The organism is Providencia sp. PROV200, assembly GCF_049901995.1.
In the GTDB taxonomy this organism is placed as follows: Bacteria; Pseudomonadota; Gammaproteobacteria; order Enterobacterales; family Enterobacteriaceae; genus Providencia; species Providencia rettgeri_E.
Genome location: NZ_CP096307.1, coordinates 130,810 through 147,676 on the forward strand (window position 1 = coordinate 130,810; position 16,867 = coordinate 147,676).

A 16,867-nucleotide genomic window follows, 5' to 3' on the forward strand; every position below is an offset into this window, starting at 1 on the left:
ACAATTAGCGGGTATAGTATTCATAAAAATGTGGTGAAGGCATAACCACCAGATAATCAGCATTCCGAAGGAGTTTACTTATGGCTTACAAACATATTCTCGTTGCGGTAGATTTATCACCTGAAAGTAAAGTATTACTGGATAAGGCTGTCTCTATGGCAAAACCTTACGGGGCCAAAGTATCTATGATCCATGTTGATGTTAACTATTCAGACCTCTATACCGGTCTTATTGATGTCAATCTTGGAGACATGCAGCAACGTATTACTGATGAAACGCGTAATGCTCTGAAGGACTTGTCTGCGGGTGCAGGTTATGAAATTCAAGAAACACTCAGTGGCAGCGGTGACCTAGGTCAAGTACTGGTCGATGCCATTAAAAAATACAATATGGATTTAGTGGTCTGTGGGCATCACCAAGATTTCTGGAGCAAGCTGATGTCGTCTGCTCGTCAGTTAATCAATACCGTCCATGTGGATATGTTGATTGTTCCACTGAATGATGATGAAGAATAATCCATATCTCTATATTTGAAATATTATTCACTAAAAACGCTTGCTTATGCAGGCGTTTTTTTTGTTTCAAAATATGTATCTTGAGGGAGTTATTGGCAGGTCAAGCAATTTATTTTGCTATTGAGTGAAAAAAAACCTTGAATTTAGAATACAAACTAATGATATATTCAATAGGCAAACGCAAATCAACCTCACATTTCCTAAAAATAATGAAAAGAAAGAGTGAGGCACATCACAACAACTACAATGTTAAAAAGGAAGACATAGATGACACAATCACTATCTTCGTTCTTGGAGTCTGTCCAAAAAAGAGACCCTTCTCAACCTGAATTTCTACAAGCAGTGCGTGAAGTATTCACTTCCCTTTGGCCGTTTTTAGAGCAAAATGCTAAGTATCGTGACCAAGCTTTACTGGAACGTTTTGTTGAACCTGAGCGTGTAATTCAATTTCGAGTGTGTTGGGTGGACGACCAAGGTAAAGTTCAAGTCAATCGTGCATGGCGTGTGCAATTTAGCTCTGCAATCGGCCCATTCAAAGGTGGTATGCGTTTTCATCCATCTGTGAATTTATCTATCCTGAAATTCTTAGGCTTCGAACAAACACTGAAAAATGCTTTGACCACATTACCAATGGGTGGTGGTAAAGGTGGCTCTGACTTTGATCCTAAAGGTAAAAGTCATGGTGAAGTGATGCGTTTTTGCCAAGCATTGATGACAGAATTGTATCGCCATATCGGTTCTAATACTGACGTCCCAGCAGGGGATATTGGTGTGGGTGGTCGTGAAGTGGGCTTTATGACAGGGATGATGAAAAAACTGTCTAATGACACTTCTTGTGTATTCACGGGTAAAGGATTGTCTTTTGGTGGCAGTTTAATTCGTCCAGAAGCAACCGGTTACGGTTTGGTTTATTTCACCAATGCGATGCTAAAACGCCATGGCCTAGGTTTTGAAGGAATGCGTGTTGCGGTTTCCGGTTCAGGTAACGTTGCGCAGTACACCATTGAAAAATGTATGGAATTGGGCGCGAAAGTCGTTACTGCATCTGATTCAAGTGGCACAGTTGTTGATGAAGCCGGCTTTACAACAGAGAAATTAGCTCGTTTAGAAGAAATCAAAAACAACTATGGTCGTATTGAAGAATATGCAAAAGAGTTTGGCTTAACTTACTTAGCGGGTCAGCAACCATGGAATGTGCCTGTTGATATCGCTCTGCCATGTGCAACACAAAATGAGCTGGATGTTGATGCAGCAAAAGTGTTAATTAAAAATGGCGTTAAAGCGGTCGCAGAAGGGGCTAATATGCCAACAACTATTCCTGCAACTGAGCTGTTCCTTGAAGCAGGGGTGCTGTTTGCACCAGGCAAAGCGGCTAACGCAGGTGGTGTTGCGACTTCCGGTCTAGAAATGGCACAGAATGCGGCTCGCCTAGGTTGGAAAGCAGAGAAAGTTGACGCTCGTCTGCACCACATCATGTTGGATATCCACCAGCATTGTGTGGAATTCGGTGGTGAAGAGAAACAAACAAACTATGTTCAAGGCGCTAATATCGCGGGCTTCGTAAAAGTCGCTGATGCAATGCTTGGGCAGGGTGTGTTGTAATTCTCTGACCTCAAAACGTACGCGAAAGGGCGGCTGTATCATACTGATAAATTCACCTGTACATACGCCCTTCGCCGTTACGTTTATTCGTTACTTTTAATGCATGGATAGATATCAAACCGATGGTTTTTAGTGGTAACCGCTGATGGCGCTTTTTGTCCCGCTAGGGGTTCTGCGTAGTCAGGGCGCTTAACAACCACTCTACGTTTAGCCAAAGCAAGCGCAGGGGCTAATAAGGAATCTGCGTCATTATCTGCTCCCACCAATGACTGAAATACCCGCATTTCTTTTTTCACCAAAGCACTTTTTTGCCGATGAGGATACATTGGGTCAAGATAGATAACATCAGGGGCATGGGTTATCTCACTCAGTGCTGTAATACTGGACGCATGAATCAATGACATTCGCTCTTGTAACCATGGGCCAATTTCTGCATCTTGATAGCCTCGTTGTAAACCATCATCCAATAGAGCAGCAACCACAGGGTGGCGCTCTAACATGCGGACATGGCAACCGAGAGCGGCTAGAACAAAGGCATCACGCCCTAAACCAGCAGTGGCATCAATCACATCGGGAAGATAATCTTTTTTGATCCCGACGGCTTTGGCAACAGCTTCACCGCGACCTCCACCAAATTTGCGACGATGGGCCATCGCGCCCGAGACGAAATCAACAAAAATACCCCCTAACTTAGGCTCATCTAGTTTGCGCAGTTGTAAGTTTTCAGGCGTAAGTACAACCGCCATAACGGCATCAGGGGTGTGAGAAAGTTGCCATTTTTCAGAAAGTTGAGAAAGAGTGCCGGGATCGGCACCCTCTTCGCAGATCAATTGGATCTCAATACGATTAGCCATGAATACCATAGCTCTTCAACATGGCATCGAGTTCTGGTTTGCGACCACGGAAGCGTTCAAACAGCGTCATTGGTTCTTCTGAACCACCACGACTTAAGATATTGTCGAGGAAAGACTGACCCGTTTGGCGGTTAAAGATACCTTCTTCACTGAAACGTGAATATGCATCAGCCGCAAGCACATCTGCCCATAAGTAGCTGTAATAGCCTGCTGCATAGCCACCTGCGAAAATATGGCTAAAAGCATGTGGGAAGCGCGACCATGTTGGTGAAGGGACCACGGCGACTTTATCTTTAATTGCATATAACGTGGGCATGACTTGCGCACCTTTTGCTGGGTCATACTCAGCATGTAAGGTGAAATCAAACAGGCCAAATTCCAACTGGCGCAGAACAAACATGGCTGACTGGTAATTCTTCGCCGCTAACATGCTATTGAGCATTTCTGTTGGTAATGGTTCGCCTGTCTCATAATGGCCAGAAATAAATTCGAGGGCTTCAGGCTCCCAGCACCAATTTTCCATAAACTGACTTGGCAGTTCGACAGCATCCCATGGTACACCATTGATCCCAGCGACATCGGCCACATCAATTTGCGTTAACATATGGTGCAAGCCGTGACCAAATTCGTGGAATAAGGTCGTGACTTCATTATGCGTAAACAGTGCGGGTTTATCGCCAAGTGGTTTGTTGAAGTTACAGGTTAAATAGGCTACAGGATTTTGTAATGAGCCGTCTTTATGCACCATGCGGCCAACACAGTCATCCATCCAAGCTCCGCCTCGTTTATGTTCGCGAGCATAGAGGTCTAGGTAGAAGCTGCCGCGTAAGGTATTGGTTTCATCATAGAGTTCAAAGAAACGCACATCTTTATGCCATGTTTCTACATCATTGCGTTCTTTGGCCGTTAAACCATAGATACGATGAACAACTTCGAACAACCCATTCAGTACGCGTTGTTCAGGGAAATATGGACGTAATTGTTCATCATTTAATGAGAATTTATGCTGTTTTTGTTTTTCGCTGTAATAAGCTAAATCCCAAGACTCAAGTGTATCGACACCATAATGTTCTTTAGCAAAAGCTGTTAGTTCAGCTAGTTCATTTTCCCCTTGTTGATGAGCACGATCGGCTAAATCATTGAGGAAATTTAGCACTTGCTCTGGCGACTCGGCCATTTTGGTGGCAAGGGATTTTTCTGCGTAGTTTTTAAAACCTAATAATTGCGCTAGTTCGTGGCGTAAAGCCATCAGTTCATCAATTAATTCGCTGTTATCCCATTTACCCGCATTTGGGCCTTGGTCAGACGCACGGGTGCTATATGCATGGCTCATCTCACGTCGTAATTCTGCGTTGTCAGCATAGGTCATAACAGGTAAGTAGCTTGGCATATCGAGGGTAAGTAAGTAGCCTTCTTCACCTTTTGACTCAGCCATGGCTTTTGCTGCGGCAATAGCACTTTCCGGCATGCCTGCTAATTCTTTTTCGTCTTTAATGAGCTTACTCCAACCCATGGTCGCATCAAGGACGTTATTGCTAAACTTAGAGGCTATCTCCGACAAACGTGCAACAATTTCACCATAACGTTGCTGTTTTTCAGCAGGTAAGCCAATGCCGGATAATTCAAAATCACGTAAAGTATTTTCGATAGATTTACGTTGAGCTTGGGTAAGGGAATTAAATTCATCCCCTTCTTTTAATGATTTATATGCTTGGTATAAAGGCTCATGTTGCCCCATCCAAGTACTGAATTCAGACAGTAATGGCAAACATTGTTCGTAGGCTTCACGTAATTCAGGGCTGTTTTTCACGGAGTGTAAATGACCCACTGGTGACCAAACACGAGAAAGCTTATCACTAGCTTCTTCTAAAGGTTGGCACAGGTTATCCCAAGTGTATTGATCTGTTGCACTCAGCAGGTTTTCTACTGTTTGGCGATATTCATTGAGTACGTGTTGGACTGCGGGAAAAATATCCGCGGGCTCTATAGTAGAAAAGCGGGGTAGTGCGGAATCGGCTAATAATGAATTTGTCATAAAACATCCTGTGATTGCAGGCTTGCGCTCGTAGGCCAAGGCTTACTGTGTTGACAATAAAAGTTTAATGGCGAACTTAGACCCAAAGATGGTCAATATTATGGGTGATAGAACCAGCACGCCATTGCGAATATAAGAAAGTATATGGGGGCAAATGTACAAACCTCAATATCAATCTAACGTTTTTTCTTATTAACGCTTATCAATAAATGGGATTTTTATTGGCTTTTATCAATAAAGGCAATAGTTGTAGTTTCAATGCTTTGGAAAATAATGAATTCAGTCTATAATCACTTTCCAATCTATAGAGGAAGATCGTCGTCTCCGGTGAGGCGGCTGGATTTCAAATCCAGTTGGGGCTGCCAGCAGTCCCGGGCAGGTTCGACTCCTGTGATCTTCCGCCAAACGCAGTTTCTGAATTTCTCTCAAAGTCTATATTTTCCTTTTAAATCAACAAGATTAATCACTTCGAAGTCTGTCTGATTCTCCCCATGTTTACTGGTTTATACCCCTGTTTGGGGGCAAAATTGGGGGCATAATTTTTCCTTATTTTTTGGATGCCCCCACGATGAAGCTCAAAGCCAGTCAGGTAGCGGCCTCAAGGCCAATGGTAACCCCCTATAAAATGACCGATGGAGGGGGGTTATATCTCGAGGTTAACACCAATGGATCGAAGGCTTGGAGAATGAAATATCGTTTTGGAGGAAAAGAGAAACGACTTTCTTTTGGAATGTACCCACTAGTTTCACTCGCTGATGCGCCCATAATATTCAGGCGAGTGAGTCACGAGTACATTTACGGGAGTAAAAAATATTGATTGTGACTGTGGACTATGAACTTTCTATCAAGTAAACCAATCATTTTAAAACGATCCAAAGAACTGTATTTGCTTGCATAGGTAGGGAGAAGGTGGAAGAGCTGATTATTTGTTATGTATAAGTGGTCATGTAACGCATTGTTTTATTACGTATTTTATTTTATGAATTATATCTTATAAATAAGGCGTAATATAACAGTATATCGCAATTTATTTAACACAATAAGATTATGCTAATAAAAACAAGGTGTTAAAATTAATATTTGCATAAAGAAATTACTTTAACGTTATAAACTCATTACAAATCAGTGAATGGTTGTAAGTAAATATCTCAAAAACTCCATTTCGGAGTACATAAAATATATTTAACTAACGAAATACGCTTTCTGTGTGTTTTTTTTGTTTTTGTTAGTTATGTTAATTCTTAGTTCTGACTTATTTATTATTTTAAGATTAAAATTCTAATTTTGATGGTCTGAGAGGTTATTGATGAAAATAATGATAAATCTTAAGTTTTTAATTTTCATTTAATATCAATGAGTTAATTTGATATTTTTCGTTACATTCTACAAGGTAAATACATACTTTAGCGATATCTGCGTACGCATTTTACGGATATTATTCATTTCGTTCCTCACAGCAGGTAAATAATTTTTAATTTAATTACTCTTTAATATATAAGGTATACAAAATGAATAAGACTTTAATCGCATTATGCTTAGCGTTAACTACGACTTCTATTTCTGCAATGGCTGCGGATGCTGGTTCTGGTAAAATTACATTTAAAGGAACTGTAAATAGCGGTGCTTGTACAATTGCTCCTTCTGATGTTAATAAAGAAGTTCAATTAGGAAGTATTTCAGCGGCTAATTTAGCTACTGCGGGTAAAACAGGTCCATTAAATACATTTGAATTAAAATTACAAGATTGCCAACTCGATTCAGGTACTGCAGGCTCACCTTATTCTAAAGTAAAAATTGCATTTAATGGTCAACCTGATACAGCGAAAGCAACATTATGGTCAAACTCAGGCAGTGCAGATAACGTTGCTGTGGCATTCTTTGATAATGCAGGTAAAACAATTAAGCCAGGTGATACTTTAGAACAAACACTGAAAGCATCTGAAACCACTATTATTTTATCTGCTCAAGCAGAATCAACTGGTACAGCAACTTCAGGTAGCATCAGCTCTGTTGCAAACTATGTATTAAGCTACGAATAAGATAGCCATTATGTCTAGCCCAAAAGCTTTACGCTAATTAGCGTAAAGCTTTGTATTCCCCCACTACAATAATAAGAGTGCCAACATGTATTTTAAGAAAAAAAATATAGGTTATATGATCTCACTCATTATATGTGGTGGGTATGCTAATGCTGAAACCTTTAATATTAATGCACTTAATTTATCTGTCGAAGATAATATTGATTTAAGCTATTTTGAGAAAAATAGTTTAAATGAAGGTCTGTATGAATCGGATGTTATTTTAAATGACAAAAAAATTATCCGTGGCGAAAAAATTAAATTTATTAGCAATAACGGTATTATTGAGCCGTGTATTACAGCACAGTTAATAAAACGTTTTCCTTTAAATAAAGAAGCGAAAGAAAAATTAATTTCGTCTCAAGAAGATAACTGTATTAATTTATCATCTCTCGATGAAAATGTAGCTATCGATTTTAATGATAGTGAACAAGTTCTTGTTATTTCTATTCCACAAAAATACATGGAATCCACTTATTCTTCGTGGGTTAGCCCGGAAATGCGCGATTACGGCATTGCAGGCTTAATTTTAGATTACACAATTAGTGATAATCATTTAGTTCGCAAAAATGAAGCAACACGTAACCAGTTATATGCTTTCGGTAATGTGGGAGCAAACTTAGCGCAATGGCGTTTACGTGCAAATTACCAATATGAAAACAAGTTAGTAGGCGAGGATGGGCGTAGCGGTAAGAAACAAAGCTTAGACTGGGACCAAGTCTATGCTTTTAGGGACATTGCTAGTTTATCGGCAAAGCTGTTTGCTGGGGAAATCTTTGTTAAATCTGACTTATTTGATAGCGTGCGTTTCAAGGGCGTGAGCATTTTTACAGACGAAAGCATGATGCCACCTAATCTTAGAGGTTACGCACCTCAAGTTACGGGGATTGCTGCCTCAAATGCAACAGTCACATTATCACAAAATGGCCGTATTATTAGCCAAGTAAAAGTCCCCGCAGGTCCTTTTGTTATTAAGGATTTAAGCCAATCCGTCATGGGAACCATTGATGTTACAGTGACAGAGGATAACGGTAAAGAAACAAAGTTTCAGTTTACAACAACCAATATTCCGTTTTTGACTCGTAAAGGTCAAGTTCGCTATACCATGAATTTAGGCCAGTTATCCCCTAAAAATGGAACCTATGCTGACGATAATTTCATGACGGTTGAAAGCTCAGTTGGGGTATTTAACAACACCTCTGTTTTTGGTGGGTTAGTAGCGACTTCAGGGAATAAATATCAAGCCGTTAATATAGGTATTGGTCAAAACCTCGGTTTTTTAGGTGCTTTCTCGGTGGATATCACCCAATCTTACGCAGATACCTTGTTAGGGCGTGAGAAAGGAAAAAGCTATCGTATTAACTATGCAAAAGACTTACCCAGTATTGATGGACAGCTGACGTTAACAGGCTACCGTTTCGCAGACAGAACATTTAACTCATTATCCAATTTTGTTGAGCAAAACTTTGTAGACAGACAAGAAATCGATACAAATAAAGATAAGCATGTTTTTTCATTGTCTTACGCTCAGCAATTACGCGGCATCAATGCAAGTGCAAATATCACGGCATCACGTAAGACATATTGGAATGGCAAGCAAAATAACTATTTTAGTGTAGGTTTAAATAAGTTCTTTGATGAAGGTGTCATGAAAGGCGGGAATATATCACTGTCTTTAAACCAAGTTCGTGGCTCTAATAATAAAACGGATAACCAAATTTATTTGTCTGTCAGTAAGCCATTAAGTTCTGAAGACAAAAATGCATCAATATCTTATTTTGCATCTTATAGCGACAATACCAAACGCTATACTAATAACGTTAATTACAGCCGACATGTTGATAAAAACACGAATTATAATTTAACGGCATCAACCCAAGATGGTTTATCGGAAGGTATGGTCAGCACTTATGTGTCACACAGCGCTGATGCAGGGCAAGTACAAGTGACAGGCGCATTATCAGACTCAATGAGCTCACTCAGTATGACAATGAGTGGTTCAGTCACTGCGACACAACACGGTATTTCAGCTCACCGCCTCACGTATCGTGACCAATCTCGATTAGTGGTTGATGTACCAAATGCTAAAGGCGTTATTATTGAAAATGGTAGTGCAACAACAAACAGTCGTGGATTAGCGACTATCAGTAATGTACCAACCTACTATAATATGGAATATAAGGTTGACGTGAATAATCTTCCAGATACCGTGAACATTGATGATAACGTTTTAGCGTCTACACTCACGGATGGGGCAATAGGCTATGCTAAAATGGATGCGGACATTGGTAAGTCATTGATAACAAGAGTTAAAATGGCAAACGGCCAATATCCACCATTAGGCTCAGTGGTGAAAAATAACGTAACGGGTAAAGTTTCAGGCATTATTGCTGAATCTGGCATCGTATACTTAACCGGCTTGAATATGGGCGACCAACTTAGCGTCAATTGGGGGGATGCTCAAACGTGTACATTCCTTGCTGACAGTCTGCTTGCTAAAAGTAGCGATTCAATGACTTGTAGTCACTAATGTGATTTAAATGGGTGAAAAAATGACATTATTTAAAAAAGTGCTTTCCGTTGTTTTACTGTCAAGCGTAATGGGTCAAGCATATGCAGTACTTGGGTTAGATAGAACCCGTATTATTTTTAATGAAGCCGATGGCGGAACCAGTGTCGTTGTTGAAAACCAAGATGCGGGGTCCTCTTTTTTAGCCCAAACTTGGATAGAGAACCAAAAAGGTGAGAAGCTGACGAACTCGTTAGTGGCTTTGCCTTTCTTGCAAAAAATTGGCCCTAAGCAGAAAAAACAAATCAAAATTACGTACATGGATGGGCAAAATACATTACCGACGGATAGAGAAAGCCTGCTTTATTTCAATGTATTAGGCATTCCACCTCAAGGGAAAGAAGCGAATACAGTTCAATTTACTATCCAATCACGCTTAAAACTGTTTTACCGTCCAAAAGGCATTGACTACAAAATATCAGCAGATAAAGATTTTCAGCGGGATTTAAAAGTCACAAAACAAGGTGGAAGTATTACATTGTCAAACCCAACACCGTTTAATATTGTGATAACAAATATCAATGTCGATCAAAGCAAGGATAAAAATTTTCCTGAAGTGCTTGTAGCTCCGTTTAGTGATTCTACAGTGACATTGAAAAACCCTGCATGGAACAGTTTTGAAGTTGCCTATATTGATGATTTTGGTGGATTGAAATTTAATAAATATCAATGTGCAGCGGCACCGTCTTGCCAATTACTGCCACAGGCGAAATAAAAAATGCAAAAGCTGAATCTTACTAAGATGAAAATAAAACAGCAGCTATGGCAAGGAGGGGTATTTTTTCTCCTTCTTATGTCCGGTACAGCAGCTTATGCAGGAGTGACATGTAGACCAAACTCCAGTACGCCGGGAACGGGAAATCCGTGGAATCCGCTGCCTGAAGTCTATATCGATATGAATACAACACCCGGTGTGGTTGCTCCAGGGACATTATTGGGCTCTGCGAGTAGTGGTTGGTTTGTATGGGCTTGTGTATTTTCAGGCTCAAAAGCAGAGCGTACAATTTGGTTTAACAACCAAACCTCGACGAATACAAAAAACTTACTCAAAAATAGCGGCATCAGGCTTTATCAGGATAGTATGTATGGTAAGTCTGTTGAAATAACAGCGGACAATACACCATCTTTAGAAGTAGGTTCTTGGGAGGCGGGTGCTAAAAGTGTGGTGTTTGGTTATACATATCGAGTTATCCGAGGTACGGGTGAATTAAAATCTTTTGATACTGGTGTTTTTAATGTGGGCTATCACAGTGATTACCAGAGAAGAAATTTTGGGGATATGTATCAGGCTAGGATCATCGGGAAACTGGTGAACTACTGTCCAACGCCGATTGTTCGTATGAGCAATAAAGTGGTTGATTTTAAAGAATTAACGGTTGAGAGCTTTGAAAATGGTAAAACAGTTAAAGAAAATTTTTCTTTAGATTTAGTTCCGGATTCAACATGTGAAGCTGCATTAGAAATCAGTGTCGCGTTCCAAAGCAACAGTGGTGTGGTAAATAAAAAATATATGCTCTTTAACAATGGCCTACAGGCGACAATCACAGATAGAACTAGTAATCAGCAGGTTATGTTTGACCAATATTACTATAAAGGAAGTATCAGTAAACAAAAGCCAGGCTATTTCCCTTATAGTGTCGAGTTATCAAAGAAAGATGATGAAGCCATTAAATCAGGGCAGTTCAGTAACACTGTGAATGTTTTATTTACTTACCGTTAGAAAGTTTGACTCATACTGTGGTGTTTAGCGAATACTGTTTGTGTTCAAAATGCGGAGGTGGGCTTTTTAGCGGAAAATGACTGACTAGCGGTTCTTAATCACGAAAAGTGTATTAGGAACCTTCCAGTATTCGTTAGATATTACAGATCTTAATTGGATTAATTTTTAACTAGAAATCATGTTTAGCAAAACCAGTCATAATATCCAATTCCATTTCGCGGCCTAATGCCGTCATTGGGTGGACAATTATTAAACCTCGCACGGACTTCTTCAGCTTGCCAAGGTCGGCTTGTTCTTTTTTCGTAATGGGGCGCTTGAACGGCATATCCTCCAATTTCTGCGCTTCTTTGCTGAGTTTTTTGTTACGTAACGCTTTTAGACGAACAATCTCAGTTTCCAATACCGCTTTTTCTTTCTCCAGCTCTGCATACTTTTCTGCTTCATTAGTCAGCTGCATACTTGTCATCTGATGGCGAATAAGGTCTAAACGGTCACTAAGGAGTTTAATTTGTGTTTTTTCGATTTCTTTCATTATTCATTAACCGTGGATAAATTCTTGTTGGCAAGTATACACGATTCTGCACAAGAGAGTGTAAAGGGATGTTACCCTATGAATGGCTGTTTCCATTCCAAAATAGACAGTGGCTATGGTAGAGATAAATGAATACTTATATTTTTTAGAAAATTAAACTACCGCTAAATAGATCGATAGAAGACCAGTTTAGTTTTATGGCCATTGGCATTGAAAGGCTTTTATATGGATGAAGGCCTATCCGGCCTCAGTGGCTACAGGTATAATCACATAATTATCTGATAGATTTAGAGGCGAAGATGGCAAAACTCACCTTACAAGAGCAAATGCTAAAAGCAGGATTAGTCACTAGTAAGAAAATGGCGAAAGTGCAAAGAACGGCTAAAAAATCACGGGTTCAAGCGCGTGAAGCAAGAGAAGCCGTAGAAGAGAATAAAAAAGCACAACTTGAGCGAGACAAACAATTGAGTGAGCAACATAAACAAATGGTGCAATCCAAAGAGTTTAAAGCGCAAGTTAAACAACTTATTGAGATGAATAAAGTTGATATTTCAAAGGGAAATATTAGTTTTAATTTCACCGATAATAATGTGATCAAGCAAGTGGTAGTGGACAAGATAACGCAAACACAGTTGATCAGTGGGCGCCTGGCGATTGCGCGTTTATCGATTGATAACAGTGATGTTAATGAGTATGTGATTATCCCTGCAAGTGTAGCGGATAAAATAACCCAAAGGGATGCGGATAGTATCGTACTCAATAATGCGCTCAGCCAAGAAGAACAAGATGAAGATGACCCGTACGCGGACTTTAAGATCCCTGACGACCTGATGTGGTAATACTCGGCAAATTTTAAGTCGTAGCTTTGGCGTTAAAACGGGCTCGCACAGCGAGTATTAACTCTTTCTTGGCTAATGGGATGAACAAAATGTAGTTCGCTGGCATGTAACATGAGGCGAGATGCATGCTCTGGTATTTGGCCCCCATATAAGTCACAGCCTAATATAGGGTAACCTAATTTTTGGCAATGGATGCGTAGCTGGTGGGTACGCCCTGTTTCAGGTATTAATTGGACTCGGGTTACTGGGAGCAATGTGCCATTATCTAATGGGTGATGCAGACGCTCAATCACTTGGTAGTGGGAACGGGCAGGTTTGCCATTAATTTCGCAAAGAGACATGCGAGGAAACAACGCTGGGTCTCTTGCTATTGCCGCATCAATGATGCCCTCATCATCTGTTAAATGACCACAAAGTAGGGCTTGATATATTTTAATGACAGTGCGCTGGCTAAATTGTTGGCTCAGCGCGGCATTGATTGCTTTATTACGAGCCACTACCATCAATCCAGATGTGCCAAAATCGAGGCGGTGAACAAGAGTACATTCAGGGAATATTTGTACTAATCGGTGATGGACGGAATCTACGTTTTGAGGATTTTTTCCAGAAAGGCTGAGTAGGCCACTTGGCTTGTTAATAAGAACGAGGTACTCATCCTGATAGATAATTTCTATCTTATCGTGACAGGGTGGGGCAATAAAGGTGTCGATGATTTCAGTCATTAGCTTTTCCAGCAACAATGGGCGCTGATAATAACCAATTTTTTGTCGGCTGGCGAACGCTTGCCACTAATATTGGGGAAATTTATTGTTCAGGCTAAAATCAAAGCCGTGGTTTGCACATGCATTGTGCTCTATACTGCGCGTTGTAAAAGCTGAGTTAATATAAGATTAATTAGGTGGTAATGGCGATGAATGGAACGATCACAACGTGGTTCGAAGATAAAGGTTTTGGATTTATCAAAGATGAGAATGGCGATAACCGTTATTTTCATGTGGTTAAGGTTGCCAACCCTGAGTTGATTAAAAAAAATGCTGTAGTGACTTTCGAACCAACGACAAATAATAAAGGGTTGTCCGCATTTGCGGTCAAGATCATACCAGAAAGCAAATACATTTATATTGCTGGTGAGCGGATTAAGATTGCATCAATCAAATCTTACCGTGTTTATTCGGTGGAGGTGCCAGCAGATACGCGTATTGATAAAGAGAATACCGTTTTATCAATTGGTGCATTGATGAATAGTATCAAACCAAAATCAGATAAAGTGGGCCAAATGCGCTCATTAAAAAAATTAGAAATTAGTACATTACACGGGACATCGTTAACATTTTCGGAAGACGAAATTGATATCGATGAGGCTGTGAAGCAACTCAAATTTAAATGATTATTTGCAAAGTAAACAGTACCGTCTATGGGTGCTGTTTACTTGCTTATCATGTTATTCTTCCTTCTATTCCCTTTATTCCCTTCTTCTCGTATTTCACAATACCTACAAAGATGATGCTTTCTTGTTTATCTTTTCTATTCACCTAACTTCCATTTATGTTCGAATTGCTCTGGCTGAGCCGATGTTTCTTTGTTGGTTGTGACTATTATTTAAGAACGAATGCATCAGAATATTCTTATGAGTTAAATAGAAGACTATTCAGGGGGAATATGTCTATAGATTAAAAAAATGATCAAGGTTAATTTAAGTATTAATAAAATCTACTTAGTCAGTATTTTTATAACACCTCGTAGTTGTTCGTAACATTTTCCTTTTTTGAGCATTCGTGGTGTTAAGTTTAGCGACAAATTATGTACAAATATTAATTTCAGCATTTTACACTTAATCTATTCTGTTTTTGAGGTATTTCTAGTTGATTGAACTGAATTGAGGGGGCAAATATTAGCTCAGATAGAAAAAATCCATGTAACTGCATGAAACTAATGAGAAATAACAATTTGAAATCTATTGGAAAAACAGAGAAATGCATTTTTCGCTAGTTTGACAACTTATATGAGTATAATTAATATTATCCACGTACTCCGGTGAGACAGTATTCACCAAATAAAGACTAAGACATTTAAAATTAAGTTTTTACGAAGAAGCTGATTATTTATTAAATATCTAAAATTAGTAAATTAATTTTATTAATGGATATTTAAATAATAATGCTCGGGTTATTGATTTTTATTAATAGAATAAAAACTTAATCTGAAATATGAAACTTTAAATATATATTAATTTAAAAACCAAATTAAACTTTTCCCACATACTTAGGAATGATGATTATGAAATTAAATAAACTTGCTCTGATTGGCGCATTCACTGTTGCAACTCTTTCTTCTCAAGCTTTTGCTGCTCAAGATGCAACAGTTAACTTCAATGCTCGTTTAGTTGCTGCAACTTGTGATATCAGTGCTTCTAAAGACTTAATCAGCTTAGGAACACACTCAAACGAGAAACTTGATACTACTAAAGCATTATCAGAAGCAAACTTTAACTTAGTTTTAAATAACTGTACTAAAGTTTATAACGGTGATGTTGGTAGCGATAACGAAGCTGCAAATGCAACTTCTGTTTCTATCTTAGCAACAGGTGAAGCATTAACAGGTCATTCAGACATGTTTGCGGATGCTCAAGCATCACAAATCGGTGTTAAGTTAGCAGCTGGTAAAGATAAAACTGCAGTTAAACCTAACACAACAACTGAAATTGCAGACTTGAAAGTTACCGGTCAAAGCGACTACATCATCCCAATGGTTGCAGGTCTTTATGCGACAGCAACTGATGCAGTAGCTCAAAACTTAAACGTGCCAGTAACCTTCAGTGTTGCTTACGACTAATAACAGTCACCCGTTAGTTTAGCTAGCAATGCAGGCAGTAATTAATTACTGCCTGCGATATAAGAGAAAAGAAAATGCAAAAATTAAAATCTCTACTTTTTATCTTATTAACATTTTCATTTGTTGCTCAAGCGGGTGTTGGTTTAAGTCAAACTCGTATCATTATTGAAGAAGCAACTAATTCAGCCTCTATTACGGCACGTAATGAAGATAATAAAGCGTATTTAGTGGCAAGTTTTATTACACAACAGCTAGATAGTAAAACACCATCTGAAGGTTTATTTGTTATTACACCTTCAATTTTTAAGTTAGCACCGAATCAACGAAATATTATTAAAATTAAAGCGATCTCACATAAGTTTCCTAAAGATCGCGAAAGCATGTATTACTTTCACTCTAGAAATGTTCCTGAATCAGACCAAGCAGATGGTATGAAGATTGGATTAGAAAGTGTGATTAAGATTTTTTATCGCCCTGCTAATTTGTCAATGAATCAAGACGACGCATTTAAAAATATTAAAATAATTAAAAATACTAATGGCGTTAGATTAATTAATAACTCTCCTTACTATATTAACTTGGCAGGATTATCCGTTAATAACAAAGCCATTAAGCTAAATAAACAAAATAATGTTATAGCTCCACTTGCTGAAATGAATTACACAACCCAATTTAAAGTGGGTGCAGTGAAATGGGCTGTTATCAACGATCTTGGAGGATACAATGAATATCATGGGACTGTTGAGTAAAATCATATTTGTACTGGGAATGGTTTTTTTCTCCAGCCAATTGATAGCTCAAAATGGACAAATACAGTTCAAAACCAAGATCGTTAAAGGCACTTGTGAATTTGATGATAATAGCGAATTAGATAAATACATCGACTTTAGCCAAAATGGTACATTAATTGCTTCTGATGTTGATAACAGCCCAATTAATAAACCGATACAAAGCGAAAATTTTTCTTATACGATTGTTTGTAAAAATTTCCCGGCAAATAGTGATAAAACAATTAAAGTAAAGTCAAAGTCAGCAGCATCAACACAGTTTAATAATGGCGTTTTCTTTGGTTTGACGGACACAACTAAAACGGGCTTTTTACTTGAATCTTGTGATAATAATAATCAGAACTGCCAAGCTGTCAGTGATGGAGGCGTTTCAAGTTTTCCTTCAACCACGAGTGATTCAGTTGTCGTTAATTATCGCGTTAGCTTAGTAAAACGCGAAAATAATGTTAAACCAGGTGATGCGAGTGCCGCTGTTACTTTTGAATATTATCAGGATTGATAGT

Annotated in this window: 15 protein-coding genes, 1 tRNA gene and 1 pseudogene; 13 read left to right on the forward strand and 4 right to left on the reverse strand. The window is 38.9% G+C overall.

The window, feature by feature from the left end:
• Positions 1-80 precede the first annotated feature (80 nt).
• Both uspA and gdhA read left to right on the forward strand, forming a co-directional pair.
• Positions 81-515, forward strand: coding sequence for a universal stress protein UspA (gene uspA, locus M1E86_RS00580; protein WP_004263149.1), 435 nt, complete (start codon positions 81-83; stop codon positions 513-515).
• Between the two features lie 267 nt (positions 516-782).
• A complete protein-coding gene (gene gdhA / locus M1E86_RS00585; protein ID WP_125894649.1) occupies positions 783-2,117 on the forward strand; it encodes an NADP-specific glutamate dehydrogenase in 1,335 nt (444 codons plus the stop codon).
• A gap of 83 nt (positions 2,118-2,200) precedes the next feature.
• On the opposite strand, the gene rsmJ is transcribed toward gdhA, so the two are convergent.
• Entirely contained in the window at positions 2,201-2,971 is a 771-nt protein-coding gene (gene rsmJ / locus M1E86_RS00590; protein ID WP_125894651.1) for a 16S rRNA (guanine(1516)-N(2))-methyltransferase RsmJ, read from the reverse strand.
• Positions 2,964-5,006 (reverse strand): oligopeptidase A, encoded by a 2,043-nt coding sequence (prlC, locus tag M1E86_RS00595; protein ID WP_213914371.1) that lies wholly within the window; start codon positions 5,004-5,006, stop codon positions 2,964-2,966. The genes rsmJ and prlC overlap by 8 nt, the downstream gene beginning before the upstream one ends.
• 309 nt (positions 5,007-5,315) lie before the next feature.
• On the opposite strand from prlC, the gene M1E86_RS00600 reads away from it, so the two are divergent.
• The 6 genes and pseudogenes from M1E86_RS00600 to M1E86_RS00625 all read left to right on the forward strand — a co-directional run bounded on the left by M1E86_RS00600 (position 5,316) and on the right by M1E86_RS00625 (position 11,373).
• Positions 5,316-5,410, forward strand: a tRNA-Sec gene (locus M1E86_RS00600).
• Positions 5,411-5,574: 164 nt separating this feature from the next.
• Positions 5,575-5,766, forward strand: a pseudogene (locus M1E86_RS00605) (Arm DNA-binding domain-containing protein); the annotation flags it as partial.
• A gap of 748 nt (positions 5,767-6,514) precedes the next feature.
• The gene (locus tag M1E86_RS00610; protein ID WP_213914369.1) at positions 6,515-7,045 is read left to right on the forward strand and encodes a fimbrial protein; all 531 of its coding nucleotides are present in this window, start codon (positions 6,515-6,517) and stop codon (positions 7,043-7,045) included.
• Positions 7,046-7,130: 85 nt separating this feature from the next.
• Positions 7,131-9,614 (forward strand): fimbria/pilus outer membrane usher protein, encoded by a 2,484-nt coding sequence (locus tag M1E86_RS00615; protein ID WP_213914368.1) that lies wholly within the window; start codon positions 7,131-7,133, stop codon positions 9,612-9,614.
• A 22-nt stretch (positions 9,615-9,636) separates the two neighbouring features.
• Positions 9,637-10,368 (forward strand): fimbrial biogenesis chaperone, encoded by a 732-nt coding sequence (locus M1E86_RS00620; protein WP_213914367.1) that lies wholly within the window; start codon positions 9,637-9,639, stop codon positions 10,366-10,368.
• A gap of 3 nt (positions 10,369-10,371) precedes the next feature.
• The gene (locus M1E86_RS00625; RefSeq protein ID WP_125894664.1) at positions 10,372-11,373 is read left to right on the forward strand and encodes a fimbrial protein; all 1,002 of its coding nucleotides are present in this window, start codon (positions 10,372-10,374) and stop codon (positions 11,371-11,373) included.
• Between the two features lie 169 nt (positions 11,374-11,542).
• Here the strand turns inward: M1E86_RS00625 and M1E86_RS00630 are convergent, their stop codons facing one another.
• Positions 11,543-11,905, reverse strand: a complete 363-nt coding sequence (locus tag M1E86_RS00630; RefSeq protein ID WP_213914366.1) for a YibL family ribosome-associated protein — start codon at positions 11,903-11,905, stop codon at positions 11,543-11,545.
• Positions 11,906-12,204: 299 nt separating this feature from the next.
• Between M1E86_RS00630 and M1E86_RS00635 the strand changes: the two genes are divergently transcribed.
• Positions 12,205-12,744, forward strand: a complete 540-nt coding sequence (locus tag M1E86_RS00635; protein WP_213914365.1) for a DUF2058 domain-containing protein — start codon at positions 12,205-12,207, stop codon at positions 12,742-12,744.
• 32 nt (positions 12,745-12,776) lie between these two features.
• Here M1E86_RS00635 and M1E86_RS00640 read toward each other — a convergent pair whose 3' ends face one another.
• Positions 12,777-13,466, reverse strand: a complete 690-nt coding sequence (locus M1E86_RS00640; RefSeq protein WP_213914364.1) for an RluA family pseudouridine synthase — start codon at positions 13,464-13,466, stop codon at positions 12,777-12,779.
• 188 nt (positions 13,467-13,654) lie between these two features.
• On the opposite strand from M1E86_RS00640, the gene M1E86_RS00645 reads away from it, so the two are divergent.
• From M1E86_RS00645 to M1E86_RS00660, 4 genes are all read left to right on the forward strand, one after another.
• The gene (locus tag M1E86_RS00645) at positions 13,655-14,131 is read left to right on the forward strand and encodes a cold-shock protein (protein ID WP_185746955.1); all 477 of its coding nucleotides are present in this window, start codon (positions 13,655-13,657) and stop codon (positions 14,129-14,131) included.
• A gap of 890 nt (positions 14,132-15,021) precedes the next feature.
• The gene (locus M1E86_RS00650; RefSeq protein WP_125894674.1) at positions 15,022-15,576 is read left to right on the forward strand and encodes a fimbrial protein; all 555 of its coding nucleotides are present in this window, start codon (positions 15,022-15,024) and stop codon (positions 15,574-15,576) included.
• A 74-nt stretch (positions 15,577-15,650) separates the two neighbouring features.
• Positions 15,651-16,325 carry a fimbrial biogenesis chaperone gene (locus M1E86_RS00655; RefSeq protein ID WP_125894676.1) on the forward strand — a complete coding sequence of 225 codons (675 nt, stop codon included), beginning with the start codon at positions 15,651-15,653 and terminating at the stop codon, positions 16,323-16,325.
• Entirely contained in the window at positions 16,300-16,863 is a 564-nt protein-coding gene (locus M1E86_RS00660) for a fimbrial protein (RefSeq protein ID WP_125894678.1), read from the forward strand. The genes M1E86_RS00655 and M1E86_RS00660 overlap by 26 nt, the downstream gene beginning before the upstream one ends.
• The last annotated feature ends 4 nt before the right edge of the window (positions 16,864-16,867 follow it).